Genomic DNA, 26,773 nt, shown 5'->3' with positions numbered 1-26,773 from the left:
CGGTACGGCGGCCTCGTTGCGTACGGCGTCCCCGTCCCGTACGGCGGCCTCGTTGCGTACGGCGTCCCCGTCCCGTACGGCGGCCTCGTTGCGTACGGCGTCCCCGTCCCGTACGGCGGCCTCGTTGCGTACGAGGACGAAGCCGCGGTGGGCGATCTCGCGGGCCAGGGCGTCGCCGTCGATCGGGGCCGGGGGTTCGGTGACGGCCGGCGGGGCGCCTTCGAGGGCGCCGACGCGGGCGGCGAGCCGCAGGACGCGGCGGACGGCGGTGTCGACGGCGGACTCCTCCACCTCCCCGGCGCGTACGGCGGCGGCGAGGGGCTCGCCGTAGACGGTGGCCGGTCCGGGCATGGCGACGTCGAGGCCGCCCCGGAGGGCGCCGGCGGTGGAGCGGGCGGCCGTCCAGTCGGAGACGTTGAGGCCGTCGAAGCCCCATTCGCCGCGCAGGACCTCGTTCACCAGCTCGTGGTGTTCGGTCATGGTCACGCCGTTGACCTGGTTGTACGCGGTCATGATGCCCCAGGGGCGGGCGTTCTTGACGATGGCCTCGAAGGGGGCGAGGTAGAGCTCGCGGAGCGGGCGGGGCGCGACGCGGTTGTCGACGGTGAAGCGGTCGGTCTCGGCGTCGTTGGCGACGAAGTGCTTGACGGTGGTGCCGACCCCGCCGTCCTGGACGCCCAGGACGTAGCCGGTGCCGATCGCGCCGGTGAGGAGGGGGTCCTCGGAGCAGGCCTCGAAGTGGCGGCCGCCGAGGGGGCTGCGGTGCAGGTTGACGGTGGGGGCGAGCAGGACGTGGACGCCCTTGCGGCGGGCCTCCTGGGCGAGGAGCCGGCCGGCCCGGCGGGCGAGGGCGGGGTCCCAGGCGGCGGCGAGCGCGGTCGGGGAGGGCAGGGCGACGGAGGGGTCGTCGGCGGTCCAGCGGACGCCCCGGACGCCGACGGGGCCGTCGGACATGACCAGGGACGCGAGGCCGATCTCGGGCAGGGGGTGCAGGCTCCACATGTCCCGGCCGCCGAGCAGCCGGGCCTTGGCGTCCAGGTCGAGCCTGCCGAGGGCCGCCTCGACGACCGCCTCCCGGGCGGCCTCCCCCGCCGTGCCCGCGTCCGCGCCGCTCTCCGCCATGGCCGTACCTCCTCGTCGACGTGCCGATGGCCCCATCGTGCACCGGTTTCCCTGTAGGGAGGTAGGTGATGTGATGATTCTGTTACTTGTATGAAGAGGTACGGTCCTGTCCGGACGGACTTTCGGAAGGGAGCCCCGGGGATGGTGCGGGCCAGGAGCGAGGAGCGGCGCGCGGTCATCGTGCGCGCCGCCCTCGAAGTGATCGCCGAGCGCGGCTACCGGGGCGCCACGCTCGCCGCCGTCGCCGAGCGCGTCGGACTGACCCAGCAGGGACTGCTGCACTACTTCCCGACCAAGGAGGCCCTGCTCGTCGCGGTTCTGGAAGAGCGGGACCACTGGGACACGAGCGGCGGCGGGGGGCGCGAGGGATGGCGCCTCGACCTGGTCGACTCCCTCGTGGAGTACAACGCGATGCGCCCCGGGATCGTGCAGACCTTCTCCGCGCTGCTCGGCGAGAGCGTCACGGACGGACATCCGGCGCGGGAGTTCTTCACCGAGCGGTACGCCCAGGTGCGGGCGCACATGGCGGAGGTGCTGCGCCTGGAGTTCGGCGAGCGGCTGCCCGGCGGCCTCACCCCGGAGCGCGCGGCGCCGCTGCTCACGGCGGTGATGGACGGCCTCCAGTACCAGTGGCTCCTGGACCCGTCGGCGGTCGACATGCCCGGCGCCTTCCGGGACTTCGTACGGCTGCTGTACGGCGGCGGGAACCCCTCGTAGCCCGTCGCGGCCCTTCGTGACCCGTACCGGACCACGGGCGGGATGATGAGGTCATGATCGTCGCAGCCACCCAGTTCGCCCCGGTCGCCGGGGACATCGACGCCAACGTGCGCACCGTCGCCGGCCTGGTCCGGGAGGCCGGGGAGGCGGGGGCCCGCGTGGTCGTCTTCGCCGAGCTCTGTCTGAGCGGGTACGAGCCCGCGCTGATACGGGACTCCCCCGGTCTGGTCCTCGCCGAGGACGACCCCCGGCTCGCCCCCGTGCGGGAGGCGTGCCGCGCGGTGTCGGCGGCGGCCGTGGTCAACGGGCCGGTGCGGACGGCCGACGGGCGGCCCGGCATCACCTCGCTGGTGATCGGCCCGGACGGCGGGCTCCTCGCCCGCTACGACAAGCGGCACCTGTACGGCGTCGAGCGGGAGGTGTTCGCGCCGGGGACGGCGGACGGGCGGTTCGCGCTCGACGGGGTCCGGTTCGCGACGGCCACCTGCTACGACAACCGCTTCCCGGAGCTCGCCGAGCGGGCCGCGGCCGACGGCTGCGCGGTGTACCTGGCGAGTTCGGTGCTGACCGCCGGCAACGACTCGTTCACCGAGGTGTACCCGGTGCGGGCGCGGGACTTCGGCCTGTACGTGGTGCTCGGCAACGTCCTCGGGAGCAACGAGGACGGGGTGGGACAGGGCGGCGCCGGGGTCTGGGGGCCGGACGGGGAGCGGCTGGCGGACGCGGGCCCGGACCGGCCGGGCTTCGTCCTCGCCGGGGTCGGGGAGGTCCGGGAGGTCTTCTGAGGGGGCGGGGAGGTCGGGGAGGTCTTCTGAGAGGGCGGGGAGGTCCGAGAGGTCTTCTGAGAGGTCCGGGAGGTCTTCTGAGAGGTCCGGGAGGTCCGGGAGGTCGGGCAGGTCTTGTGGGTCCCGGGCGCGCGCGGACGCCGGGCGGCCGTCGGGTCGGCCGCCCGGCGCGGGACCCCGTGACGGGACCCCCGGCCCGCTACGGGGCGCTCAGACCCAGCGTGTAGGCACCGGAGCCGCTGTACGCGTGGACCACGTACCGGTAGTAGCCGGCGGTGCCGTTGTAGCTGGTGTTCTCGTCGGCGGTCGCCGTGCCGCCCACGGCCACGTCGGTCCAGCCGTACCCGTTCCACTTCTGGAGGTACAGGTCGTAGTCCTGGCCGGCCGGGCCGCGCAGGCAGCCCGTGTGGGTGCCGGACGTCGCCGCGTAGTAGTACGAGCCGTCGGGCTGGACCGCGGTCTGGCCGGACGTCAGGCTGCCCTGGTAGGTGCGCTGGGCGTTGGCGCAGCCGGTGGGCGGGGTCGTCGAGCCGACCGACAGCTGGTAGGTGACGGTGTGGGTGGCGGAGCCCGTACCGGTGACGGTGATCGGGTACGTGCCATTGGCGGTGCCCGCCGCGACCTGGACCGTCATCGTGGCGGAGTTGCCGGAGGTCACCGAGGAGGGGCTGAAGGAGACGGTGACGCCGTTCGGGGCGCCGCTCGCGGAGAGCTGGACGGTCTGCGCGTTGCCGCCGACGGTGCTGGTGTTGACCGTGGAGGTGACGGAGGCGCCGGCCTGGACCGAGCCCGAGGACGGGTTCAGAGCGAGCGAGAAGTCCGGGGTGGTGGAGCCGCCGCAGTCGGTCTCACCGGACTGGGCGGGGACGCCGACCGCGTTCCAGGCCGCCTTCACCGCGTTGCACTCGGCGCTGCCGTAGGTGTTCTTGGCGCTGGTCAGGGTCGCCCTGCGGGCGGCGAGGTGGTTCCAGGAGGAGGTCTTCATGAGCAGGGCGCCCATGAAGACCTTGCCGGCCTTCTGGATGCCGATGCCGGTCACGGAGGAGGGGCCGCCGGAACATATGGGGCTGCTGGGCTTGCCGCCGCCCGGGTTGGAGCCCTCGGCGAGCAGGTAGAACCAGTGGTTCTGCGGGCCGGCCGCCGCGTGCACCTCGGTGCCCGAGGTGAGCTGCGGGTAGCAGTTGGGGTCGTTGTTGATCAGCGACGGGTTGTACATGTTGCGGATCGGCTGGTTGTTGCCGGTGAAGTTCAGCTCCTCGCCGACCGTGTAGTCCGGGGTGTCGTTCGGGTTGTCGGCGTAGTGCTCGGTGAGCGCGCCGAAGATGTCGCCGGTGGACTCGTTGAGGCCGCCGTTCTCGTTGGAGGAGCCGGCGCTGCCCGGGGTCCGGTCGAATATCTCGTGGCCGTACTCGTGGGCCACGACGTCGATGCCGGTGAGCTGGTTGGTGCCGTTCCGGTTGCGGCCGTAGGTGGTCTTCGTGCCGTCGTAGTAGGCGTTGACCTCGCTCAGCCCGGCGCGGGCCGGGACCATGCCGCCCTGTCCGTTCTGGCCGTTGTAGCCGAACCACTCCTTGAGCATGGAGTGTTCCTTCTGCGCCGCGTACATGATGTCGACGCAGGCGGTCACCAGGTCGTTGGCGCCGTTGTTGCCCCAGGGCGGAGTGCCGGTGTAGGCGCTGCCGTTCTGGCCGCCGCACTTGAAGGAGCCGCGGGTGGTGTCGGTCATGGAGTTCGCGGCGGTGTCGATGGTGACGTTGCCGTTGTGGTAGCCGCGGCCGTCGGCGTGCAGGATCTTCTCGGTCGACCGCGCGACGGCCCCGGTGCGCGCGTCGACGTGGGTGTCGAGCGAGCTGGGGGCGCCCTTCGCGGTCCGGCCGACGACCAGGGTGTGCCAGGTCAGGACGGGCTTGCCGGCCTTGAGGAGCACGGTCAGTTCGGGGGTGCTCGCGGACTCGACGGAGGCGAGCTGCCCGCGGGCGGTGGCGAGCGCCGCGGCGGCGGGGACCTTGGCGGTGGTGGTGGCGAGCCGGATCGCGGGGGCCTTGGCGCCGGTGACCTCGCGGACCGTGCCCGTGGAGTCGGTGAGGACGACCGCGTCGCCGCCGCCGGCGACCGGGAGGCCCTTGTAGGTGCGCTCGTAGGCGGCGTAGTACAGGCCGTTCGCCCAGGGGGTGACGGAGGTGCGGACGAGCTCCTCGCCGGCGTCGTGCCGCAGTTCGTCGAGGCCGCTCTCGGCGGCGGTGTCGGCGGCGGCCAGGGCGAGGGACCGGCCGTGTCCGGGCGGTACGGGCTGGGCCTGCGGTCCGGACGGGGCCTGCGGAGCGGCGGTGGCGGGGCCGGCGAGGGCGGTCGCGAGGCTCGCCGAGAGCGCCAGGGCGGCCACGGCCGCCGTGAGTCTGAAGGGGTGCACGGGTGCTCCGTTCGGGGTGGGGGATCCGGGGTGGGGATTCCGGGCCGGTGGTCCGGTGTGTGGGGTCGGGCCGGTGGTCCGGGGTGCGGGATCCGGAGTGGGGGTCGGGGTGTGGGACCGGGGTGGGGATCCGGGGTGTGGATCCGGAGTGGGGGTCGGGGTGTGGATCCGGAGTGGGGAAGTCGGATCGTCGCGCCGAGTATGGGCGTGGACACGGCCGGTCCGGGACATCCCATGCGGCATAAGACGCGGGTTATGGTGCGGCCGCGCGGTGCTGCGTACGCTGCTGAAATGCAGCTGGAGTTGAGGCATCTGGAGGCCGTCTGCCGGATAGCGGAGGCGGGCAGTCTGGGGCGCGCGGCGGTGCGTCTCGGGGTCTCGCAGCCGGCCCTTTCGGCGCAGTTGCGGCGGATCGAGCGGGTCGCGGGCGGGGAGCTGTTCCTGCGCGGCCGCAGCGGTGTGGAGCCCACGCCGCTCGGTGAGTTCGTCCTCGCCAAGGCGCGGCTGGTCCTGGGCGAGATGGACGCGCTGGCGGCCGGTGCGCGGGCCGTCGCGCCGGACGCCCCGCTGCGGCTCGGCTGCATCCTGCTCGTCCTGGTGGACCGGCTGATGGAGCGGCTCGAAGAGGTCCTGGCGGGGCGGGAGATCGCGGTGACCGTGGAACACTCGGTGACCACGCTGACCCGGCAGCTCGGCGCGGGCCGGTACGACGCCGTGCTGTACGGCGAGGTCAACGACCACGAGGTGCCGCTGCCGGAGGGCGTGACGGCCCGGACGCTGGTCCCCAAGGAGCCGTTCTGCGTGCGCCTTTCGGCGGGGCACCCGCTGGCCGCGAAGGAGCGGATCGCGCTCGCGGAGCTGGCGGGCGAGTCCTGGATGACGCTGGTGGAGGACGACGACGGCGGTCCGGAGGCGCTGGCCGCGGCCTGTGCGCGGGCCGGGTTCGCTCCCCTGCTCCGGCACCGGGTGGCCGACCGCAAGATGCACTACGACCTGATCGCGGCGGGCCGGGCGATCTCGCTGAGCCAGCCGACGGCGCCGCCGGCCGCGGGGACGGTGCTGCGCCCGCTGGAGGGCGATCCGGTGGCCGGGCGGATCCGGCTGGCCTGGAACAGGTCGGCGGTGCCCGCCCGGCACGCGGAGCTGCTGTACCGGGCGGCGGCCGGGGCCTACGTGGCGAACGTGGGCACGAACGCCTTCCACCGGGAGTGGTGGGAGGCCCGGCCGGAGCTGCACCCGGCCCTGGAGGACCTTCCCGGGGAGGGCCGCGCGTAGGGGCGGCCCCCGGGGTCACGCGTGGCGGCTTTCGGAGTCACGCGTGGCGGGGGCCGGGGTCGTGCGCGGTGGGTCTCGGGGTCACTCGCGACGGCCCCCGGGATCACTCGTAGGAGAGGTCCCCGGGCGAGTAGCGGCAGGTGGTGCCGTACGGGCCGGTGCCGATCGCCTTGGGCTCCTTGCCGGCGTTGTTGCCGGTGAAGCGGGTGCACGGCTCGATCTTCTTCTTGGCGTCGCCGTGGATCCGTACGTTCCGCAGGGCGGCGGTGTCGCCGTAGTTGGCGTTGACTCCGACGATCGCCTTGCCGGGGGCGGTGACGTCGACGTCGTTGAGGATGATCGTGCGGGCGTACTGCTTCTCGCAGTTGCCGCAGGAGCGGACGAGCTTGCCGAAGTCGGAGACCTGGAACCTGGTCACGACCAGCTTGCCCGCGCCGTTGAACTGGAAGACCTTGTCGGAGGCACCCTTGGCGCCGCCGCCGTGGACGGTGTACACGGACGTGGCCGAGGTGCCCTTGAAGGTGGCGGCGTCCTCGCCGACGTTCTCCCACCAGACGTTCCGGAGGGTGCAACTGCCCAGGCAGTGGACGCCGTCGGCGGCGGGGGTCCCGATGATCACGTTCTTGAGGACCGCGCCGTCCTTCAGGACGAAGACCGGCTTCTGGCTCTCGTCCTGGCCGTCCGAGCCGAGGGCGCCGGTGCCGTGGAAGCGCTTGAGCCCGCCGTCGTACGTGCCCGAGACCTCGATGGTGCCGGCGACCGGCGTACTGCCCTCGGCCCGGGGCCAGGAGCCCGTCGCCGCGCCGGCAGGGGCGAGCAGGGTGCTCGTGACGACGGCGGCGCCGGTGATGCCGAGGGCGCTCAGTCCGCCGATGAGGGCGCGGCGGCGGCCGGTCTTCCGCTGGTGGGAGGTCATCGTGCTCCTTCGTCAGTGGGGGAGGTGGTGCACCCCCTGGTCGCCGCCGGACGGAGGAAGGTTGCCGTCGTGCCGCCCGTTCTCCGGGGAATCGTCGTCCCGGTCCGCGTCGCCGTCCTCGCCGCGCAGGTCGCGGGCCATCAGGGTGGCGCCGGCGACCGCGCCCGGCATCAGGAAGACGGCGACGACGGGCACGAGGAAGGCGAGGGTCAGCGGGACTCCGAAGCCCAGGACGGCGGACCGGCGTCCGCGCAGCAGCCGCAGCCGCTCCTTGAACTCGACGCCCCGGCGCTGGAGGGCGACGGAGGTCAGCTCCTCGGTGAGGAAGAAGCCGGAGACGCAGAAGCCGACGGCGGGGACGACGGTCTGGCCGACCACCGGGATGAAGCCGCAGGCGAAGAGCAGGACGCCGTAGAACGCGACCCGCAGCAGGATCCGCAGGCTGTCCCGGGCCGAGATCCACAGCTCGCGCCAGAGCGGGAGCCCGGACTCGGGCACCTCGCCGCCCTCGCTGCGGTCGACCGCCTCGGAGAGCGACTCGTAGAAGGGCTGGCCGACGAGGAGGGTGACGGCGGTGAAGGTGATGACGGCGAGGAAGAGGCCGAAGACGAAGACGAGGGCCGTGAGGGTGCCGCGCAGGACGTCGAGCCAGGGCGAGGTCCAGTCGTCGGCGAACGGGGTCGCCCAGGCGGCCAGGTCGTCGGCGCCGTAGCCGAGTCCGACGAGGGCGCCCGCGTAGAGGACGAGGGTCACGAGTCCGGGCAGCAGCCCGAATCCGAACCAGCGTCCGTGCTTGGCCACCCACTTCTGGCCCTTGACCAGGTAACCGAAACCCACCCCGAGATCACGCATGGGGGTCACCCTATCGGGGGCGTTCGGGGGCCCGTTTCCGGCCGGAGGCCGCCACCCGCCGGGATCCGGTCTCCGGCCGGGGCCTGTTGCCGGCCGGGATCCGGTCTCCGGCCGGGACCCGTTTCCGGCCGGGGTCCACCCCCCGACGCGGCGAGGACCGCACCCCGGGCCGGCCGGGGTGCGGTCCTCGTACGACGGTGCGCGTCCGGGTCAGACCGCGAGCTCCACCGTGATGTTGCCGCGGGTCGCCTTGGAGTACGGGCAGACCTGGTGGGCCTTCTCGATGAGGCTCTTGGCGGTCTCGGCGTCCACGTTCGGGATGGTCGCCGAGATCTTGACGATGATGCCGAAGCCGTCGTCGTTCTTGCCGATGCCGACCTCAGCGGTGACCGTCGAGCCGGAGACGTCGGCGTTCTCGTTGCGGGCGACGACCCCGAGGGCGCCCTGGAAGCAGGCGCTGTAGCCGGCCGCGAAGAGCTGCTCGGGGTTGGTGCCCTCGCCGGAGCCGCCCATGGCCTTGGGCGGGTTGACGACGACGTCGAGCTTGCCGTCGTCGGTGGCGACGCGTCCGTCACGCCCGTTCTCGGCGGTGGCGACCGCGGTGTAGAGGACGTCGGAGTGCTGGATGGACATGCTGGGTACTTCCTTCTGCGGTTCGCCGCGACTCGCGCCCACGATCGCGACGGCTGGGGGAAGCCTAGCGGGTCACACCGTGACGATCATCTTCCCGGTGTTGTCGCCGCGCAGCATCCCGAGGAAGGCGTCCACGCCGTTCTCGATGCCCTCGGCGAAGGTCTCGCGGTGCTTGAGCTCGCCGGCGGCGAGCCAGCCGCCGACCTCGCGGACGAACTGCCCCTGGAGGTCGTAGTGGTCGCCGACGAGGACGCCCTGGAGGCGGAGCCGCTTGCCGATGATCTGCGCCATGTTGCGCGGGCCGGGGGTCGGCTCGGTGTCGTTGTACTGGGCGATCATGCCGCAGATGGTGGCGCGGCCGTGCACCTTGAGCGAGGAGATCGCGGCTTCGAGGTGGTCCCCGCCGACGTTGTCGAAGTAGACGTCGATGCCGTCCGGGGCGGCCTCCCGGAGCTGGTCCCTCACCGGGCCGTTCTTGTAGTTGAACGCGGCGTCGAAGCCGAGCTCCTCGACCAGCCACTTGACCTTCTCGTCGGAGCCGGCCGAGCCGATGACCCGGGAGGCGCCCTTGAGCCGGGCCATCTGGCCGACCTGGCTGCCGACGGCGCCGGCCGCGCCGGAGACGAAGACGGCGTCGCCCTCCTTGAAGGAGGCGACCTCGAAGAGGCCGGCGTAGGCCGTGAGGCCGGTCATGCCGAGCACGCCGAGGTAGGCGGAGAGGGGCGCGAGGTCCGGGTCGACCTTGGTCGCGTGCTTGGCGGGCACGTCGGCGTACTCGCGCCAGCCGAGGCCGTGCAGCACGTGGTCGCCGACGGCGAAGCCCTCGGCGTTCGACGCGACGACCTCGCCGACCGCGCCGCCGTCCATGGGGTGGTCGAGCTTGAACGGCGGGACGTACGACTTCACGTCGTTCATCCGGCCGCGCATGTACGGGTCGACGGAGAAGTGCTTGTTGCGCACCAGGATCCGGCCTTCGGCGGGCTCGGCGACCGGGGTCTCGCGCAGGGCGAAGTCCGCGGGGACGGGCCAGCCGTGCGGGCGGGCGACGAGGTGCCACTCACGGCTGGACGCGGGAAGAGCGGACATGGGCACGGCCTCCAGAAAAGCTTCAGATCAACAAAGGTTCACTGCCTGAAACAACCATGCTCCTTGATATTTCATGTTGTCAAGTATCCGGGTAGGATGGGACCCATGGCCACCTCACGCACGGACCCCCTCACCCTCGAAGTCGTCGAGCTGATCGGCACGGTCGTGGCGCGTTACTACGAGGAGTACGAGCAGGCGGCCGCCCAGCACGCGCTGACCGGCGCCCAGGCCCGGGTCCTCGGCCTGCTCTCGCTCGAACCGCTGCCGATGCGCCGCATCGCCCAGAAACTGAAGTGCGAGCCGTCCAACATCACCGGGATAGTCGACCGCCTGGAGGCGCGCGGCCTCGTGGAGCGCCGCCCCGCCCCGGACGACCGGCGGGTCAAGCTGGCCGTCCCCACGGACGAGGGCCGGACCGTCGCCCGCCGGCTGCGCGAGTCGCTCGACTTCGCGCGCGAGCCGCTCGGCGAGCTGACCGAGGTCGAGCGGGCCCTGCTGCGGGACCTGCTGAAGCGGATGCTGGGCGAGGTCCCGGCGTAGGGCTCGCACCCGGGTAGGCCTCCGGGCCCCTACACGCACCACCAGAGGAAGCGGGTGCAGGTCGGCGTCGGTTCCGGCGTCGGAGCCGTGGTCGGCGCGGGCCCGGTGGCCGGGGGCGTGGGCCGGCCGGGCTTCCCCGGACTCCCGGGCCCTCCGGGGCCGGAGGACGTCGGGTCGCCCGCGGACGGGGTCGCGCCGGGCGGGCCGGAGGGGGAGGCGGAGGACGTGACGTCCGGCGACTGCCCCGGGGCGCCGCCGCCGCCCTGACCCGCGGCCGGGCCGGGACCGGAGCCGCCGGTGCCCGAGCCGCCGGGTCCTTCGCCGGGCGCCGTGCCGGAGCCGCCGCCCGGCTCCTCGCCGACACCCGGTCCCGTACCGGCGCCCGTACCGGCACCCGTGCCGGATCCCCTGCCCGCTCCGGCCGTGGAGTCCGCGGAGACCCGGTGGGGGCGGGTGGAGGCGGAGTCCGGCGCGCCCGTCACCGGGGCCGGGCCGGAGTCGTCCGGCGCCCCGGTGCTCTCGACGGGGTCGGGCGGCAGCGGGACCTCGGTGACCTCCAGCTCCTGGACGGCCGTGGCGGCACCGCCCCGCGGCGGCTCCTCCAGGGCCAGCCCCGCCATGCTCAGCGCGCCGGCCGCGAGCACCAGTCCGACCGTCCCCAGCAGGACGGTACGGCCCCGGCGCGTCCGCGACCGCTTCCCCCGGCGCGCGGAACGGCCCCGCGCGGCGGTGCGGGCGGCGCAGCGGCCGCCGCCGGCGGGCGGACGGGGCGGCTCGACGACGTCCAGTTCGTAGACGTGCTCGGGAGCCGCGCCCGGGGCGGGAGCCGGAGCCGGGGTCGTGGCCGGTCCCTGCCCGGGGGCGCTGGTGCGGGGGGTCTCGTACCGCAGCTCCTCCACGGGGGTCCCGCACCCTGCGCAGGCGAGGGCCCCGTTGAGATGCCGCCGGCACGCGTGGCAGTAGTCCATGGGGCCCGCAGGCTATGCGGCCCGGCGCTCCGCCAGATAGGCACGGACGTGAGGATCCTGTGAGGAAACCGCAGGTCGACGGCGGTGCGTCGCGATTCTCCCGCTTCGGGAAGGATCGGCTCCGGATCACTCCGAACCCTCCGGAGCCGACCGGCTCCGGAGGGTTCGACCGGCAGCGGAGGAACCGCTTCCGAGGCGGCCCCGGCCACTCGCGGGTCCGCCACGGGAATCGCTCCGGCCACGCGCGAGCCCGCCCCGACCGTTCACGAACCCGCTCCCGAAGCCGCCCCGGCCGCACACGGGTGCGCTCCCCGGAACCGCCCCGGCCACTGGCGCGCCCGCCACGGGAATCGCCCCGACCGCCCCCGAAGCCCCCTCCCGGCCCCCGGCCGGCGCAGCCCAGCGCGCGCACGGGGCCGGACGGCCGGACGATGCGAGGAGGACCGCGCACCACCTCGCACGTGCCGGCACCGCACCCCGGAGGATCCGCCATGACCGTCAGCCTTGAGCAGCTGCGCCGCTGCCATGTCGCCGTCGACCTGGGTGCCTCCCGCACCCGGGTCTTCGTCAAGGGCGCCGGACTCGTCGTCGACGAGCCGAGCGTCGCCGCCGTCAACACCCGTACCGGCGCGCTGATCGCCGTGGGCGAGCTGGCCGAGAAGATGACCGGCCGCACCCCCGACTACATCCGGGTCGTGCGCCCGGTCTCGGGCGGCACGGTCGTCGACATCGAGATGGCGCAGCGGATGCTCCGCCACCTCCTGGGCGAGAAGCTGCGCCGGCAGCTGCGCCGCAAGCCCCGGCTGCGCGCCGCCGCGTGCACCCCGCACGGCAGCGACCCGCTGGCACAGCGCGCCACCGTGGAGACCCTCGTGGGGCTCGGGGCGCGCCGGGTCGAGCTGGTCGACACCCTGATCGCGGCGGCCGTGGGCTGCGGACTGCCCGTCGAGCAGCCGACCGCGACCATGATCATGGTCTGCGGGGCGGCGACCACGCAGGTCGCGGTGCTCTCGCTCGGCGCGATCGTCACGGCGGAGCGGATGCCGATCGGCGGCGACGCCATCGACCACGCGATCATCCAGCACCTGCGCCACCACCACGAGCTGATGCTGCCGAGCCAGTCGGTGCGCCCGCTGCAACTGGCCCTCAGCGGCAACGGCCTGACGCTCCAGGGACCGGCCTGGACCGAGATCCACGGCCGGGACGTCGCCACGGGCCTGGCCCGTTCGGTGACCGTCGACACCGCCGCCGTGCGGGAGGCCATCCACACCCCGCTGACGGCGGTCCTCGACGGCATCGGCAAGGTGCTGCGGGACTGCCCGCCGGACCTGGTGGCCGACCTCGCGGACCGGGGGATCATGATGGTCGGCGGCTCCGCGCTGCTGCCGGGCCTCGACCAGATGCTGCGCGAGGCGACCGGGATGCCGGTGCACATCGCCGAACGGCCGGACGTGTGCGCCGTCCTGGGCCTCGGCGCGATGCTGGAGGGCAAGGTCGAGCCGATGGTCCTGGACCCGCTGTCGGTGCGGGACCCCTTCGCCGACGACGAGGAGAAGGAAGAGGTGTGAGCCCCGGCCGCACGCGGAGCGCCCCGAAAGTCCCCTTCGTCCGCCGATGAGACCATGACGCTCATGGACGAGGACAGGGACGAAGGAGCCTCCGGGGAACGGACCGGAGACCCCTCGGGGAAGCGCGCCGAGGCCCCCTCCGGGCAGCCGGACGGAACCCCTTCCCGCCTCCCCCTGCTGCTCGAAGCGGTCCTCTGCGTCGGTACGGACCTCGAACTGCGCGCCACGCTCCAGCACGTCGTGGACTCCGCCACCGAGCTGACCGGCGCCCGCTACGGCGCGCTCGGGGTCGTCGACCCCGAGCGCCACCGGCTCACCGAGCTCTTCACCGCCGGCATGACGGAGGAGGAGCGGCGGCGGTGCGGCCGCCTCCCCGACGGCCGCACCGGTCTCACCGGCGCCCTGGTCCGGGACCCCCGGCCGCTGCTGCTCGACGACCTGACGGCCGATCCGCGCTCCGCCGGCGTGCCCGGGGGGCACCCGGAGATGCGCACCTTCCTGGGCGTCCCCATCAGGGTCCACACCGAGGTCTTCGGCAACCTCTACCTCACCGAGAAGCGCGCGGGCCGCTTCACCGAGGAGGACCTCGCGCTCCTCCGGGTCCTCGCCTCGCAGGCCGGGATCGCCATCGGCAACGCCCGCCTGTACGAGACGGCCCGGCAGCGGGAGCGCTGGATCGAGGGCGCCGCCGCGGTGACCACGGCCCTGCTCACCGGCGCGTCCGCCGAGAACGCCCTGACGACCGTCGCCGAGCGGGCCCGCGTCCTGGCCGGCGCCTCGGCCGGGGTGGTCCTCCAGCCCACCCCGGAGGGCGGGATGGAGATCGTCGCCGCCTCGACCCCGGACGACCCGGGCGACCTGATCGGCACGACGATCGCGCCCGGCTCCCCGGTGCTCGTCCAGCTCCTCGGCGGGGAGCCCGTCTTCGTCGAGGACTCGGCGACCGACCCGCGGATGACCACCCACGTCCGGTCCCGCTTCGGCCCGTCGATGATGCTGCCGCTGCGGAGCGGCGGGAAGCTGATCGGCACCCTCGCCCTCCCCCGGCGGCGCGGCGACCCGCCGTACTCGGCGGTGGACCGGCTGCTCGCCTCGCAGTTCGCCTCGCAGGCGGCGCTCGCGCTCGTCCTCGCGGACGCGCGCCACGACCGGGAACGGCTCGCGGTGTACGAGGACCGGGACCGGATCGCCCGGGACCTGCACGACCTGGTCGTCCAGCGCCTGTTCGCCACGGAGATGATGCTGGAGTCGACCCGGCGGCGGGCGGCGGACCCCTCCGAGGAGAAGGCGCTGCTCGGCCGGGCGGTGGACGAGCTGGACTCCACGATCCAGGAGGTCCGCACGGCCATCTTCGCCCTCCAGCAGCCGCCGGCGGACGCGCCGACGACCTTCCGGGGCCGGGTGCTGCGCGAGACCGGCGGGGCGGCGGCCCTGCTCGGCTTCCAGCCGTCCGTGCACTTCTCCGGCGCGGTCGACGCCCTCGTCGACGAGGAGACGGAGCGCAGGCTCCTCGGCGCGCTGCGCGGGGCGCTCGCGGCGGCGCACCGGCGGTCCGGCGTCGGCGCGATCAGCGTCGGGGTGACGGCCGGGGACGGGGGCGTCCGGCTGCGGATCGAGGACGACGGGACCCCGCCGACCGTGGTGACCTGGCCCTGAGACGGACCCGAGACGGCCCGGGGACCTCCCCGTACGGGCTCGTACGGACCTCGTGCGAGTTCGTACGGCCCCGTACGGAGCAGCACCGCGCGCCGTGCCCCCGGGCCGGATCTTGACTGGAGGGGTGGACACCGACACCAAGCCCCCGACCTCGGCGGCCTACCGCAACCTGGTGATGGCCACCATCGGCTTCACGCTCACCTTCTGGGCGTGGAACCTGATCGCACCGCTCGCGAGCTGGTACGGCGACCGGCTCGGCCTCAGCTCCTTCCAGCAGTCGCTGCTCGTCGCGGTGCCCGTCCTGGTCGGCTCGATCGGCCGCGTCCCGGCCGGCGCGCTGACGGACCGGTACGGGGCGAAGACGATGTTCCCGCTGTTCTCGGCGCTGACGATCGTCCCCGTGCTGCTCCTGACCGTGGTCAAGGACAGCTACGGCCTGATGCTGGTCGTCGGCTTCCTGCTCGGCCTGGGCGGCACCACGTTCGCGATCGGCATCCCGCTGGTCAACTCCTGGTTCCCGCCCGCCAAGCGCGGTCTGGCGCTCGGCGTGTTCGGCATGGGCATGGGCGGTGTGGCGCTCTCCGGCTACTTCACGCCCCGGATCGCGAAGCACGGCGAGAACCTGCCGTTCCTCGTGGTGGCGATCGCGCTCGCCGTGTACGCGGTGCTCGCCTTCTTCCTCATCACCGACCGGCCCGACCGGCCCGTGCCCACCGCGTCGCTCGCGACCCGGCTGGGCTCGGCGGCGCGGCTGCGGGTGACGTGGGAGCTGTCGGCGCTGTACGCGATCGGCTTCGGCGGCATCGTCGCGTTCGGCGTCTACCTGCCGACGTACCTGAAGACCTGGTACGAGCTGGACCCGACGGACGCGGGCACCAAGGCCGCCGGCTTCGCCCTGGTCACCGTCGTCTTCCGGCCGATCGGCGGCTGGCTCTCGGACCGGTTCCACCCGGCGCTCGTGACGGCCGCCGCGCTCGGCACGGCCGCCCTGTTCGCGATCGTCCAGGCCTTCGACCCGCCGCTGTACCCGGGCGGCACGATCGCCCTCCTGGTGATGGCGGCCGGGCTCGGCACGTCGAGCGGTTCGGTCTTCGCCCTGGTCTCCCAGGTCACCCCGCAGGCCAAGGTCGGCAGCGTGACCGGCATCGTCGGCGCGATGGGCGGCCTGGGCGGCTTCCTGCCGCCGCTGGTGATGGGCGCGATCTACAGCGCCAAGGACTCGTACTCGATCGGCTTCATGCTCCTCTCCGACCTGGCGCTCGCGGGCTGCGTGTACGCGTACGGGCGGATGCGCGTGCTCCGTCCGGGCGGCGAGGAGCCGGAGCCCGAGCCGGCGAGGGCGACGGCGGGCCGCTCCTGAGAAGACACCGGGAGGACACCGGGAAGACGACGCCCGGGAAGGGCCGGGAAGGTTCCGGGGAGAGACCGGGAGGAACCTGGCAGGCCCCGGGAGGGACCGGGAAGGGACCAGGAAGACGCCGGGAAGGGACCGGGAAGACGCCGGGAAAGGGCCCGGGAGACCTCGGAAGGGCCTCGGGGAACCCTGGGGAAACCCTGGGGCGGCCCCGGCCGGCACCCCGGCGGGCGGCAGAATGCCTCCCGGTGACCCGGCGAGACCGCCTCGCCCCCGATCCGAGGAGGACGACCGGTGAGCGCTCTCTTTCCCGCCGTCGCTGCCCGTTCCGACCGGCCCGCGCTGCGCTGCGGCGCGGACTCGCTGACGTACGGGGAGCTGGCCCGGACCGCCGGCGCCCTGGCCGCCCGGCTCGACGGCGTGGAGCGGGTGGCCGTCTGGGCGACGCCGACCGCGCGCACGGCGGTCGCGGTGGTCGCCGCCCTCCTCGCGGGCGTCCCCGCCGTACCGCTCAATCCGCGCACGGGCGAACGGGAGCTGGCGCACATCCTCGGGGACAGCGCGCCCGGCGCGGTGCTCGCGGGCCCGGAGGACGTCCTGCCGGCGGGGCTCGCGGGGCTTCCCCGGATCGACGTGGAGCTCGACGCGACGGGCCCCGCCCCCGAGGAGGGGGACGGGGGGACCGACCCCGAGTCCCCCGCCCTGATCGTCTACACCTCCGGCACCACCGGCCCGCCGAAGGGCGTCCTGCTCTCCCGCCGGGCGGTCGCCGCGTCGCTCGACGCGCTCGCCGAGGCCTGGGCCTGGACCTCCGACGACGTCCTCGTGCACGCACTGCCGCTGTTCCACGTCCACGGGCTCGTCCTCGGGATCCTGGGCCCGCTGCGGCGCGGCGGCGAGGTCCGGCACCTGGGCGCGTTCTCGGTGGAGGGCGTGGCGCGGGAGCTGGGCGCCGGGGGCGGCACGGTGCTGTTCGGGGTGCCGACCATGTACCACCGGCTCGCGGACGCCCTCTCCCACGACGAGGAGCTGGTCCGGGCGCTGGCCGGGGCGCGGCTGCTCGTCTCGGGCTCCGCCGCGCTGCCGGTCCACGACCACGAGCGGATCGCGGCGGCGACGGGCCGGACGGTCGTGGAGCGGTACGGGATGAGCGAGACCCTGATGAACACCAGCGTGCGGCCGGGCGGGGAGCCCCGGCCGGGGACGGTCGGCACCCCGCTGCCGGGCGTGGACCTGCGGCTCGTGGACGAGGACGGCTCGGTGCTCGGCGCGTACGACGGGGAGACGGTCGGGGAGGTGCAGGTGCGCGGCCCGAACCTGTTCTCCGGCTATCTGAACCGTCCGGAGGCGACGGCGGCGGCCTTCGACGGGGACTGGTTCCGCACCGGCGACGTGGCGGTGCGGGAGGCGGACGGGACGGTGCGCCTGGTGGGCCGCCGGGCGACCGACCTGATCAAGAGCGGCGGCTACAAGATCGGGGCGGGCGAGATCGAGAACGCCCTCCTCGACCACCCGGGCGTGCGGGAGGCGGCCGTCACCGGCGAGCCCGACCCCGACCTGGGCGAGCGGATCGTGGCCTGGGTGGTGCCGGCGGACGCCTCGGTGCCGCCGGCGGAGACGGAGCTCGCGGACCACGTGGCCGGGCTCCTGGCCCCGCACAAGCGGCCCCGGGCGGTGCGCTACCTGGACGCGCTGCCCCGCAACGACATGGGGAAGGTCTTGAAGAAGGCGCTGCCGACGGCGGGTTGAGCGGGGAAGGGCCGGGCTCCTTCGACGGCGAAGGGGCCGGGTCCCTCCCCCGGCAAACGGGCCGGACCCCTCCCCCGCCGGAGGAGCCCGGCCTCGCTTCCCGTACGGACGGTTACCGCACGCCCACCGCCCGGATCAGCTCCTGCGTGACCGAGCCGCCCCGGTCGTCGCTCGCGCCGGCCCGCAGCGAGACGGAGCCGGCGCCGCGCGGGATCCGCAGCTCGCCGGTCCAGGAGGCGGCGCGCCGGTCCTTCTTCAGGGCGACCTTCCGCCAGGTCCTCCCCTCGTCGTAGGAGACCTCCAGGGTGCCGGTGCGGAGGGTTCCGGTGCCGGTGGCGCCCTTCACGTACTCCGCGAAGATCCCGACGGGCAGGCGGCTCCCGGCGCGGACGTCGCCGTTCAGGTCGGTGTCCAGGTCGAAGCCGAGGTTGAGCATCGGCAGGTAGGTGACCCGGTCGGACGGGGTCTCGGCGGAGCGGAAGGTCCACTCGCTGTGCCCCTCGGTGCCGAGCCGCCAGCGGTCGCGGTCGAGTGCGGTGTCGGTGACGACCTTGTAGGTCGCCTCCCGCGCCGGGGCGTCCCAGGCGTAGGCGCCGGAGCTCGTCTTGCGGTCGACGCGGACGCCGTCGACGTACACCTCGGTGTACTGGGTCATCGAGTCGTCGTTCCACACGTTGCCGAAGCCGGTGTGGTCGGTGCCGGAGTCGCCCCAGCCGGGGGTGTTGAACCGCAGGTCGTTGCCGGTGCGCTGCTGGCCCCAGCCGAGTCCGGTGCCCAGCCACGGGTGCCAGACGGGCCCGAACCAGTCGAGGTCGGCGCGGCTGCCGCCCTTGTAGACGGACCGGCCGCCGCGCTGCTCCAGGGAGTCGCCGAGGTCGACGGACTCGTGCCAGTACTGGCCGGCGCCGGTGGAGACGTACTCGGTGCGCTCGGCCGGGAAGGCGACGTACTCCTTGAAGCCGAAGCCGATCGGGAAGGTGTCGGTGATCGAGTACCGGAACTCGCCGCCCAGTTCCTTCCGCTTCGTGGGCGCGTGGAAGGTGGCGGAGATCGTGGCCAGGTCCCCGCGGCCGGGCCGGAAGACGAGGTCCCCGCCGATGGCGCCGGGGTGCCCCTCGGAGAGGTCGTAGGTGTACGGGGTGAAGCGGGTGCCGGTGAGGTCGACGCGCTTGCCGCGGGCGGCGGCGGTCGCGAGCCGCTCGGCGTCGGCCGCGTTCACGGTGGCGACGGCGAGCGGGCGGTCCTGGTAGTCGGCGGTGCCGAACCACTTCATCAGACGGCCGGCCTCGTCGTCGGTGACGAACAGGGCCTTGGCGCCCGCGTCCTGGGCGGTCTGGGCGATCCGGACGGGGTCGGCGCCGTCGGCGAGCCGGACGAGGACTGCCTTGCCGGTGACGTTCCTGCCCGTGTACGCGCCGGGGGAGCCGTCGCCCGCGTCGACGAGGCCGAGGCGGTGGCCGCCCTCCAGGAGGGCGGTGCCGGCCTGCGGGGTGGCGCCGGAGAGGCGGGTGCCGTCGGCGGAGGCCTCCAGGAGCGGCTTGCCGAGGCGCCAGACGGTCCGGTACTCGAAGGTGCCGGTGGCGGGTTCGGCGGTGGGCGCGGCGAAGATCGAGTCGTAGGTCGGGGGGACCTGGACGGCTCCGCCGTAGGAGGCGCCGTTCGCCTTGCGGTCGAACTCCATGAGGAGCTGGCGGGTCTCGGTCCGCCGGTCGACCTCGGCGCGGATCTCACGGAGCCGCCGCCCGTCGAGGGTGATCTCGCGGTCCCGGTCGAGGACGATCTCGGGCGCGGTGAGGAAGCCGAGGCCGAGGGAGTCGGGGCCGTGGGAGCCGCGCACGTCGAGGAAGGTGTCGACGGTGTACGTGCCGGGCTTCAGGCGCAGGGCGAGGGTGCCGGACCCGCCGACGGCGGCCGGGAACGGGTCCACGCCCGGGGCGAGCTGCTGCACGCCGAGGGAGGCGGGGACGGGGGCGCCGTCGCGGTCCTTGACGTGGACGGTGAGGGTGTACCGCTCCTCCTCCTTGACCAGGCCGAGGGCGGTGCGGGCGACGGGCGCGCCGCCGGCGGTGGCGGTGATCCGACCGGAGGACCGCCCGACGGGGGCCCCGGTGCCGTCGCCGGTGACGGTGGTGGAGGCGGTGCCGTGGGCGGGGACGGTGAGGGCGGTGTCGGCGAGGGCGGCGACCCCGGCGGGCATGCCCTCGACGGCGAGGCTCAACTCGACCGGCTCGTCGGAGGAGTTGGCGTAGGTGACGGTCTTCGTGACCGGCTCGTTCTCCTCGTACGGCCAGGAGGTGAAGCCGAGGTCGGCGGAGCCGGTGGCGGTGACGTGCGCGGAGATCGCGGCGGGCACGTCGACCCGGCCGGCGCCGAGCGCGTACGCGTCGGCGTCGAGCGGCTTCGCGGAGGACATCAGGGCGTCCTTGAGGCGGGCGCCGGTCCAGTCGGGGTGCCGCTCGGCGAGGAGGGCGGCGACGCCGGCGACGTGCGGAGTCGCCATGGACGTGCCGTCCATCGAGGTGTAGAGGCCGCTGCCGGGCGTGAGCTGGGAGCGGGCGGCGAGGATGCCGACGCCGGGGGCCGACAGGTCGGGCTTGAGGGCCTGGTCGCCGTACCGGGGGCCCTGGCTGGTGAAGGAGGCGGCGCGGTCGTCGGAGTCGACGGCGCCGACGGTGAGCGCGGAGTCGGCGGCGCCGGGCGAACCGATGGAGCCGGGGGCGCCGGAGTTGCCGGCGGCGACGACGAAGAGGGCGCCGGTCTCGGCGGAGAGGGCGTCGACGGCGCGGGCCATCGGGTCGGTGCCGTCGCTGGGTTCGCGGGAGCCGAGGCTCATCGAGACGATCTTCGCGTCGACGTCCTTGGCGGCCCACTCCATGCCGGCGATGATCTGCGACTCGGTGCCGGAGCCCCCGTCGCCGAGGACCTTGCCGACGGCGAGGGTCGCGCCGGGCGCGACGCCCTTCTCCTCGCCGCCGGAGCCGGCGCCGCTGCCGCCGACGGTGGAGGCGACGTGGGTGCCGTGGCCGTTGCGGTCGGCGACCTCCTCGCCCTCGATGAAGGACTTCGACTCCGCGACCCGGCCGGCGAGGTCGGGGTGGGTGAGGTCGGCGCCGGTGTCGAGGACGGCGACCTTGACGCCCTTGCCGGTGAGCCCGGCCTCCCAGGCCTTCGGGGTGCCGATCTGGGCGTTGGATTCGGCCATGGCGGCCCGGACCCGGCCGTCGAGCCAGACCTTGGCCGGTGCGGAGGCGGTGCTCCGGGCGGCCGGGGCGGTGAAGGCCCGCCAGAAGGCGGCGGGGTCGGTGGCCGTGACGGCGGCGCCGCCGATGCTGGGCAGGGCGCGGACGGTCTCGGCGCCGCGCGGGGCGGCGCTCCGGGAGTTCCCGCCGCCGTACGTGACGATCAGGGGGAGTGCGCCGGTGACGCCCTGCTCGACGAGGCCGGTGACGTCGAAGAGGCGCGGGTCGAGCGCGCCGGAGGCCAGGTGGGGGCGGGCCTCGTCGGGGATCACGGTGATCCGGCCGTTCGAGGTCCGGGTGCGTATCGCGCCGGTGGCGCCCTTCGCCCGGTCGACGGTGACGGTCCGCCGCCCGTCGCCGAGTTCGGTGAGGGTGACGCGGTCGCCGGTGACGAGGGTGACGGTGCTGCTCGTCGCGGACGCCCCGGGGGTGTCCGGCGGGGCGGGGGCGGTGGTCCCGGCGGCGGCGGTCTGCCCGGCCGAGAGCATCACGAGGGAGATGCCCGCGGCGAGCAGCCCGGCCCTCCCTCTGGCGATGGGTGTGGACATCGGCGGAGTACTCCTCGCGGCCCCGGGGTCGGGGGTGTTCCGGGTGCCGCGAGGAGTCTTGGCTCAGGGAAGGGGTGTTGACTCCTGCCCGCCCTGGCGGTTATGCGCCGTGGCGGCCAACCGCCAGGACAGGCCGGGTCGTTCGGGGAGATTGTGCACGGAGCTCGTGAAGCTCACGGAGCGCGTGGAGCTCACGGAGCGGGCGAAGGTCACGGAGCGCGTGAATGTCATGAAGGCCGTGGAACTCGTGAAGCTCACGGAGTCGGGTCGAGGGCGTCATAGCGGCGGAATCCGCGCCCGTACAGGGCGAGCAGTCCGACGGCGACGACGCAGGCGATCCCGCCGCCGGTGATCGCGACGGCCGGGGAGGTCAGGTCGGCGGCGGAGCCCGCGAGGAAGTCGCCGAGCCGGGGTCCGCCCGCGACCACCACGATGAAGACGCCCTGGAGCCGGCCGCGCATCTCGTCCGGGGCGGCGACCTGCATCATCGTGTTCCGGAAGATCATCGAGACGGTGTCGGAGTAGCCGGCGAGGGCGAGGAAGAAGAGCCCGAGCCAGAGGTTCCGGGTCAGTCCGAAGACGGCGATGGCGGTGCCCCAGCAGGCGACGGCGATCAGGATCGCCTGCCCGTGATGGCGGATCCGGCCCTGCCAGCCGGACAGGATCCCGCCGAGGAGCGCCCCGAACGCGGGCGCGGCGACGAGGAGTCCGGCGGTCTTCGCGTCCCCGCCGTACCAGAGCACGGCGACGGCCGGGAAGAGGGCGCGGGGGTGGGCCAGGATCATCGCGCAGAAGTCGGAGAAGAACGTCATGCGCAGGTTGGGCCGGGTGGCGAGGAAGCGCAGCCCGTCGAGGACCGAGGCCCGCTCGGTCCCCTTGCGGTCGGGGAGCATCGACGGCAGCCGCCACATCGCGTACAGGCTCGCGGTGAAGGCGACGGCGTCGACGAGGTAGGCGGCCTGGTAGCCGGCGAGCCCGACGATCAGACCGCCGAGGCTGGGGCCGACGAGGGTGCCGAAGGTCATGACCATCGAGTTGAGCGCGTTGGCGGCGCGCAGCTGCTCGGGCGGCAGGAGCCGGGGGATCATCGCGCTGCGGGCGGGCGAGTTGAGCGCGGCGCACACGGCCTGGAGGGCGACGATCGCGTACAGGAACCAGACGCGGTGGAAGCCGGCGAACGCGGCGCCGGCCAGTGCTACGGAGAGCACGGCGGAGCCGGCGGCACTGGCGAGGCCGAGCTTGCGGCGGTCGACGGTGTCGGCGATCGCGCCGCCGTACAGGCCGAAGACGACGAGCGGGACGAGGGAGAAGAGGCCGACGAGCCCGACGGAGAAGGGCGAGCCGGTGATGTCGTACACCTGGAGGGAGACGGCGAGGGCGGTCATGCCCTGCCCGACCCAGGAGACGGTGTTCCCGAACCAGAGGCGGCGGTAGTCCGCGGAGGTGCGCAGCGGGGTGAGGTCGGCGAGGACCCGCCGGCGCTCCCGCCCCTGCTCGCGCGCGTCGGTGGCGGTCACGCGACGTCGTACCGCAGCTCGGGGCGCTCCCAGTGGATGCGGCCGGAGGGCGGGACGGTCCCGGTGCGGACGGCGCCGGTGCGCAGGTAGAACTCCTCGGCGGGCGGGTGCGCGACCACCTTCACGGAGCCGAGTCCGGCGGCCCTGGCCTGCCCGGTCATGTGCTCCATGAGCAGCCGCCCGATGCCGAGCCCCTGGGCGGCGTCGGCGACGAACGCGAGGTCGAGTTCGGCCTCCTCGACGAGCAGCGCGTAGAACCCGAGGACCCTGCCGTCCCCGTCCCCGTCCCCATCGGCGGCGACGAAGACGGGGTGGTGCTCGATGTACGGACCACCGACCTGGTACCCCTCGACCATGGCGGCGTAGTCCCCCCGATAGGCCCGGGAGCTCCGTACGAGCCGGGTGAGCCGCCGGGAGTCGTCGGCGGTGGCACGCCGGATGGTGATGTCGGACATGGAGCGAGTATAGGGGCGGATGCCGAATTGGCTCCTTACAGTTTGATGAACGGGGAGACGGAGGGGGCGGGAGTTCGAACCCCCGGGGCTCGAACGGCCGGTTCGGCAGGGAGTTCGGGAGGTGGCCCGGGAGGGGTGCGGGAGGAGGGTGAAGATCGCCGCCGGGTTTACGATGCGTCATCATGCAGGTACGAAGCGTCACCCCTGGTGTGTCCCCGGTCCCCCTTCGCGGGGTCGCCGCGCGGGCTTCCGGAGCACCCCTTTCCGGCTCCTTCCTCCGTTTCCTCCGGGCGACACCCCTGCCCGGTGACGGAACGCGGGGCATCGGGCCGGGGGTTACGCGTCTCCACGGGCGGACATGAGCGCGCGGGTTCCGGATCCGCACGCCCCTGGCGCGCGCTCCCCTCTCGCGCGCCCCTTCTCCGCCCGCCCCTTCGAACGGGTCGACCACGTCGATCCCCGGGACCGGGTGGTGGCGCGGGGCGGGCGGACGGGCGGGGCGGCGGGCGGGCCGCTGAAGCGGTACGCGGCGACCGTCTGCTCCGATCACGCCGGACGGGTCCTCCTCCACCGGCGCGTCCCCTCGGCGAGGATCTGCCCGGACCACCACGACGTCCTGATCGGCGGCGCGGTCCGGACCGGTGAGGGGTACCGGGCGGCCGCGCTCCGGGAGCTCCGCGAGGAGCCGGGCCGGACGGAGGCGCCCGGTCCCACCGGGGCGTACCGGGTCCGCGCGGACGATTCGCACGGCGCGTCCTTCCTGACGGTCCGCCGCTGGACGGCGGACCGGCCGCCCCGGCCCGGTCCGCGCGAGATCGCCCGGCGCGGCTTCGTCGCACCGCTGACGGTCGCGACGGGCGGCCACACCCCGCCGGTCCCGGCCGGCGCGGAGGCCGTGCGGCACCTCTTCCCCCTCTGACGACTCCTCCGCCTTCCCGCCTTCCCGCCTTCCCGCCTTCCCGTCTCCCCTCGCCCACCCCACGGCCTCCACGGCCCCCACAACTCCCCACGGCCCTCACGGCCCTCACGGCCCTCACCAAGGACGTCCCTCACCATGACGCACTGCGCGCTGCCCTTATCCGGCGCCTCCCTCGCCACCCCCGTCGCCCCCGCCTCCCTCTCCACCCTCGCCGTCCCCGGCCCCCCGCTCCTCACCCGCCCGGCCTCCGGTGCGGGCCGGCTCGACCGGGCCCGGGCCCGGCTCACCGCCCGGCTCCTGGCCGCCGCCGGGCCGGACGGCCTGCTGCGGGCGCCCTGCGACAGCCGGATGCTGGAGTCCGCCCTGGCCCTGCGGCTGCTGACGGTGACGGACGTGGACCCGGACGCGCGGGAGCGGCTCGTACGGAGGCTGAAGACCGGTCTGGACGAGGGCGCCCCCGACCCCGTGCAGGAGGCGGCGGCCCGCGCGGCCCTGGGCGAGTACGCGGACGGGCGGGGCGCGCTGGCCCGGCTGCTCGGCGGCTTCGACCACTTCACCGCCGGGCGCAAGCGCCTGATGTTCCGGACGGTCCTGGCGGAGCTGGGCGCCGACGCGTTCCCCGGGCTCCCCGACCCCGGCTCCGCCTTCGAGGCGCGCGGCCAGCAGCGCTGGCTGATCACGGAGATGGCCGCCCTGAAGGTCCTGCACGCCTTCGGTACGCGTTCGCCCGGACGCGTCACCGAGGACGACTGGCGGACCCTGGAGCCCTGCGCGCTCCCCGGCCCTCCCCCGTACGGCAACCACCTCGCCCGGATCCTCGCCCTGCTCGCGCTGCGGCTGCGGCCCCGGTACGCGGCGGCCGTCCGGGCGCGGGCGGGCGAGCTGCGGAACGCGCTGCGCGGGGACGGCGGCCTGCCGTTCCTCACGGGCATGGACGTCTTCGCGACGGCGACCGGCGGCCTCGCCCTGGCCGGCGCGGGGGCGCCCGCCCCCGCCCTGCGGTCGCTCGCGGACGCCTTGACCGGGCGTCAGAACCCCGACGGGGGCTGGGGTTTCGAGCGGGGCGTCGGGCAGAGCGACGTGGACGACACGGCGTACTGCGTGGAGTTCCTGCGGACGGTGGCCCCGGAGCGGTGCGGGGCCGGGGTGGCGGCCGGCGAGCGGTACCTGCTCGCCCGGCAGGGCGCGGACGGCGGCTTCCCGACGTTCGAGCGCGGGACGGCCTCCGAGGTGGCGATAACGGCGGCGGCGGTGAACGCGCTGGCTCCCGAGCCCGCGCACCGCGCGGCGGTCGCGGCCGGCGTCCGGTTCGTCACGGCCCGGCAGGAGGCGGCCGGTCCGTTCGAGCGGAGCTGGAGCCTCAACGAGAGCAACGCCCTCTTCCGCACCGTCCTCGCCCACGACTCCTTCCTCGCGGTGGCGCCCGGCCACCCGGCGGCGGCCGGGGCCGCGCGGGCCCGGGCGCGGGCGGTGGCCCGGCTGCTCTCCACCCAGAACCCGGACGGCGGCTGGGGGCACGTGCCGGCGGACCCGAGCGACCCGATCAGCACGGCGTACGCGCTGATCGGCGTGGCGCGCGCGCCGGGCGCGCGGACCGCGACCGCGCGGGCGGTGCGCCACCTCCTGGAGCGGCAGCGTCCGGACGGCGGCTTCGTGTCGCGCCCTGACCAGGCGGGCCCCCGGCCGCTCGCCTACCACGTCCCGCTCCTGACGGACGTCTGCGTACTGCTCGGCCTGAACCACGCGCGCGCGGGGCTGGCGGCGCACTGAAGGGATCAGGCGCAGCCGGAGAGGTCCTCGGGGTCGACGGCGTCGAGCCGGACGGCCAGTGCGTGGAGCCGTTCGCGCAGCTCGCCGAGGTCCGCGAGGTCCAGGCCGGTGGCGGCGGCGATCCGGCGCGGCACGCCGAGGGCCTTCTCCCGCAGCGCCGTCCCGGCCTCCGTGAGGCGCACGGTGACGGACCGCTCGTCCTCGGGGCTGCGCCGCCGCTCGACGTACCCGGCCGCTTCGAGCCGCTTGAGCAGCGGCGACAGGGTCCCGGAGTCGAGCCGCACCCGCTCCCCGATCCCCTTCACGGACAGCTCGCGGTGCTCCCAGAGCACGAGCATCACGAGGTACTGGGGGTAGGTGAGCCCGAGTTCCCCGAGGACCTCGCGGTAGACGCCGTTGAAGGCGCGGGTCGCCGCGTGCAGCGAGAAGCAGATCTGCCGGTCGAGGCGGAGGAAGTCCCCCTCGGGAAGACCCTCGGGAACACCGTCGGAAGGGCCCGCGGGAAGGCCCTTGGGAAGGCCCGCGGGAAGACCGTCGGGAAGGCCCGCGGAAGGACCGGCGGGGTCGTCGGGGAGGGTGTCGGGCGTCTCCATGGCTCCAGGATACGCGAGGACGCATCACACCCGATTAAGTTGCGCACAACTAAATTGCGCGCTACAAATGAAGGGCCACCGCATCCCAGGACAGGACGGAA

At 74.4% G+C, this 26,773-nt stretch carries 21 protein-coding genes; 10 read left to right on the top strand and 11 right to left on the bottom strand.

The genetic code is table 11. From position 1 onward, the window contains the following. A partial coding sequence (locus ACWGSR_RS12820; RefSeq protein WP_453566008.1) for a glycoside hydrolase family 3 protein occupies positions 1-1,122 on the bottom strand: 1,122 nt, incomplete at its 3' end. A gap of 141 nt (positions 1,123-1,263) precedes the next feature. Here ACWGSR_RS12820 and ACWGSR_RS12815 point away from each other — a divergent pair. Together ACWGSR_RS12815 and ACWGSR_RS12810 are read left to right on the top strand one after the other, a co-directional pair. Beyond that, positions 1,264-1,839: a TetR/AcrR family transcriptional regulator gene (locus tag ACWGSR_RS12815; protein WP_376232685.1), complete on the top strand. Its 576-nt coding sequence runs from the start codon at positions 1,264-1,266 to the stop codon at positions 1,837-1,839. Positions 1,840-1,892: 53 nt separating this feature from the next. Then, positions 1,893-2,624: a carbon-nitrogen hydrolase family protein gene (locus tag ACWGSR_RS12810; RefSeq protein WP_453566005.1), complete on the top strand. Its 732-nt coding sequence runs from the start codon at positions 1,893-1,895 to the stop codon at positions 2,622-2,624. A 199-nt stretch (positions 2,625-2,823) separates the two neighbouring features. On the opposite strand, the gene ACWGSR_RS12805 is transcribed toward ACWGSR_RS12810, so the two are convergent. Continuing rightward, positions 2,824-5,034 carry a M4 family metallopeptidase gene (locus ACWGSR_RS12805; RefSeq protein ID WP_453566003.1) on the bottom strand — a complete coding sequence of 737 codons (2,211 nt, stop codon included), beginning with the start codon at positions 5,032-5,034 and terminating at the stop codon, positions 2,824-2,826. Between the two features lie 291 nt (positions 5,035-5,325). Here ACWGSR_RS12805 and ACWGSR_RS12800 point away from each other — a divergent pair, with 291 nt between their 5' ends. Next, positions 5,326-6,309: a LysR family transcriptional regulator gene (locus ACWGSR_RS12800; protein WP_453566000.1), complete on the top strand. Its 984-nt coding sequence runs from the start codon at positions 5,326-5,328 to the stop codon at positions 6,307-6,309. A gap of 103 nt (positions 6,310-6,412) precedes the next feature. On the opposite strand, the gene ACWGSR_RS12795 is transcribed toward ACWGSR_RS12800, so the two are convergent. From ACWGSR_RS12795 to ACWGSR_RS12780, 4 genes are all read right to left on the bottom strand, one after another. Further along, the gene (locus ACWGSR_RS12795; protein ID WP_453565998.1) at positions 6,413-7,225 is read right to left on the bottom strand and encodes a pectate lyase; all 813 of its coding nucleotides are present in this window, start codon (positions 7,223-7,225) and stop codon (positions 6,413-6,415) included. 12 nt (positions 7,226-7,237) lie between these two features. Continuing rightward, entirely contained in the window at positions 7,238-8,077 is an 840-nt protein-coding gene (locus ACWGSR_RS12790; RefSeq protein WP_376232675.1) for an EI24 domain-containing protein, read from the bottom strand. A 210-nt stretch (positions 8,078-8,287) separates the two neighbouring features. Further along, positions 8,288-8,710, bottom strand: coding sequence for an organic hydroperoxide resistance protein (locus tag ACWGSR_RS12785; protein WP_125665179.1), 423 nt, complete (start codon positions 8,708-8,710; stop codon positions 8,288-8,290). Between the two features lie 72 nt (positions 8,711-8,782). After that, positions 8,783-9,796 carry an NADP-dependent oxidoreductase gene (locus ACWGSR_RS12780; protein ID WP_376232673.1) on the bottom strand — a complete coding sequence of 338 codons (1,014 nt, stop codon included), beginning with the start codon at positions 9,794-9,796 and terminating at the stop codon, positions 8,783-8,785. A gap of 105 nt (positions 9,797-9,901) precedes the next feature. Between ACWGSR_RS12780 and ACWGSR_RS12775 the strand changes: the two genes are divergently transcribed. Continuing rightward, a complete protein-coding gene (locus ACWGSR_RS12775; RefSeq protein ID WP_366375760.1) occupies positions 9,902-10,336 on the top strand; it encodes a MarR family winged helix-turn-helix transcriptional regulator in 435 nt (144 codons plus the stop codon). Positions 10,337-10,365: 29 nt separating this feature from the next. On the opposite strand, the gene ACWGSR_RS12770 is transcribed toward ACWGSR_RS12775, so the two are convergent. Then, complete coding sequence (locus ACWGSR_RS12770; protein WP_453565993.1) at positions 10,366-11,304, bottom strand: SCO2400 family protein; 939 nt, start codon at positions 11,302-11,304, stop codon at positions 10,366-10,368. A gap of 491 nt (positions 11,305-11,795) precedes the next feature. Between ACWGSR_RS12770 and mreB the strand changes: the two genes are divergently transcribed. From mreB to ACWGSR_RS12750, 4 genes are all read left to right on the top strand, one after another. Continuing rightward, positions 11,796-12,872 carry a rod shape-determining protein gene (mreB, locus tag ACWGSR_RS12765; protein WP_366375764.1) on the top strand — a complete coding sequence of 359 codons (1,077 nt, stop codon included), beginning with the start codon at positions 11,796-11,798 and terminating at the stop codon, positions 12,870-12,872. 54 nt (positions 12,873-12,926) lie between these two features. Then, positions 12,927-14,528, top strand: coding sequence for a GAF domain-containing sensor histidine kinase (locus ACWGSR_RS12760; protein ID WP_453565990.1), 1,602 nt, complete (start codon positions 12,927-12,929; stop codon positions 14,526-14,528). 175 nt (positions 14,529-14,703) lie between these two features. Beyond that, positions 14,704-15,888, top strand: a complete 1,185-nt coding sequence (locus tag ACWGSR_RS12755) for an MFS transporter (protein ID WP_376232727.1) — start codon at positions 14,704-14,706, stop codon at positions 15,886-15,888. A 288-nt stretch (positions 15,889-16,176) separates the two neighbouring features. Further along, positions 16,177-17,631: an acyl-CoA synthetase gene (locus tag ACWGSR_RS12750; protein WP_376232666.1), complete on the top strand. Its 1,455-nt coding sequence runs from the start codon at positions 16,177-16,179 to the stop codon at positions 17,629-17,631. A gap of 112 nt (positions 17,632-17,743) precedes the next feature. Here the strand turns inward: ACWGSR_RS12750 and ACWGSR_RS12745 are convergent, their stop codons facing one another. From ACWGSR_RS12745 to ACWGSR_RS12735, 3 genes are all read right to left on the bottom strand, one after another. Further along, positions 17,744-21,418, bottom strand: coding sequence for a S8 family serine peptidase (locus tag ACWGSR_RS12745; protein WP_453565987.1), 3,675 nt, complete (start codon positions 21,416-21,418; stop codon positions 17,744-17,746). 254 nt (positions 21,419-21,672) lie between these two features. Continuing rightward, positions 21,673-22,935 carry an MFS transporter gene (locus ACWGSR_RS12740; RefSeq protein WP_376232663.1) on the bottom strand — a complete coding sequence of 421 codons (1,263 nt, stop codon included), beginning with the start codon at positions 22,933-22,935 and terminating at the stop codon, positions 21,673-21,675. Continuing rightward, positions 22,932-23,390 (bottom strand): GNAT family N-acetyltransferase, encoded by a 459-nt coding sequence (locus ACWGSR_RS12735; RefSeq protein ID WP_453565984.1) that lies wholly within the window; start codon positions 23,388-23,390, stop codon positions 22,932-22,934. The genes ACWGSR_RS12740 and ACWGSR_RS12735 overlap by 4 nt, the downstream gene beginning before the upstream one ends. Positions 23,391-23,748: 358 nt before the next feature. Between ACWGSR_RS12735 and ACWGSR_RS12730 the strand changes: the two genes are divergently transcribed. Both ACWGSR_RS12730 and ACWGSR_RS12725 read left to right on the top strand, forming a co-directional pair. Beyond that, entirely contained in the window at positions 23,749-24,309 is a 561-nt protein-coding gene (locus ACWGSR_RS12730) for an NUDIX domain-containing protein (protein WP_453565981.1), read from the top strand. Between the two features lie 135 nt (positions 24,310-24,444). Further along, positions 24,445-26,079 carry a prenyltransferase/squalene oxidase repeat-containing protein gene (locus tag ACWGSR_RS12725; protein ID WP_453565978.1) on the top strand — a complete coding sequence of 545 codons (1,635 nt, stop codon included), beginning with the start codon at positions 24,445-24,447 and terminating at the stop codon, positions 26,077-26,079. Positions 26,080-26,084: 5 nt separating this feature from the next. Here ACWGSR_RS12725 and ACWGSR_RS12720 read toward each other — a convergent pair whose 3' ends face one another. Beyond that, complete coding sequence (locus tag ACWGSR_RS12720) at positions 26,085-26,672, bottom strand: MarR family winged helix-turn-helix transcriptional regulator (RefSeq protein WP_453565975.1); 588 nt, start codon at positions 26,670-26,672, stop codon at positions 26,085-26,087. Positions 26,673-26,773 lie beyond the last annotated feature (101 nt).

The organism is Streptomyces sp. NPDC055632 (genome assembly GCF_053618675.1).
This window is presented reverse-complemented; position numbering and strand designations above follow the sequence as displayed.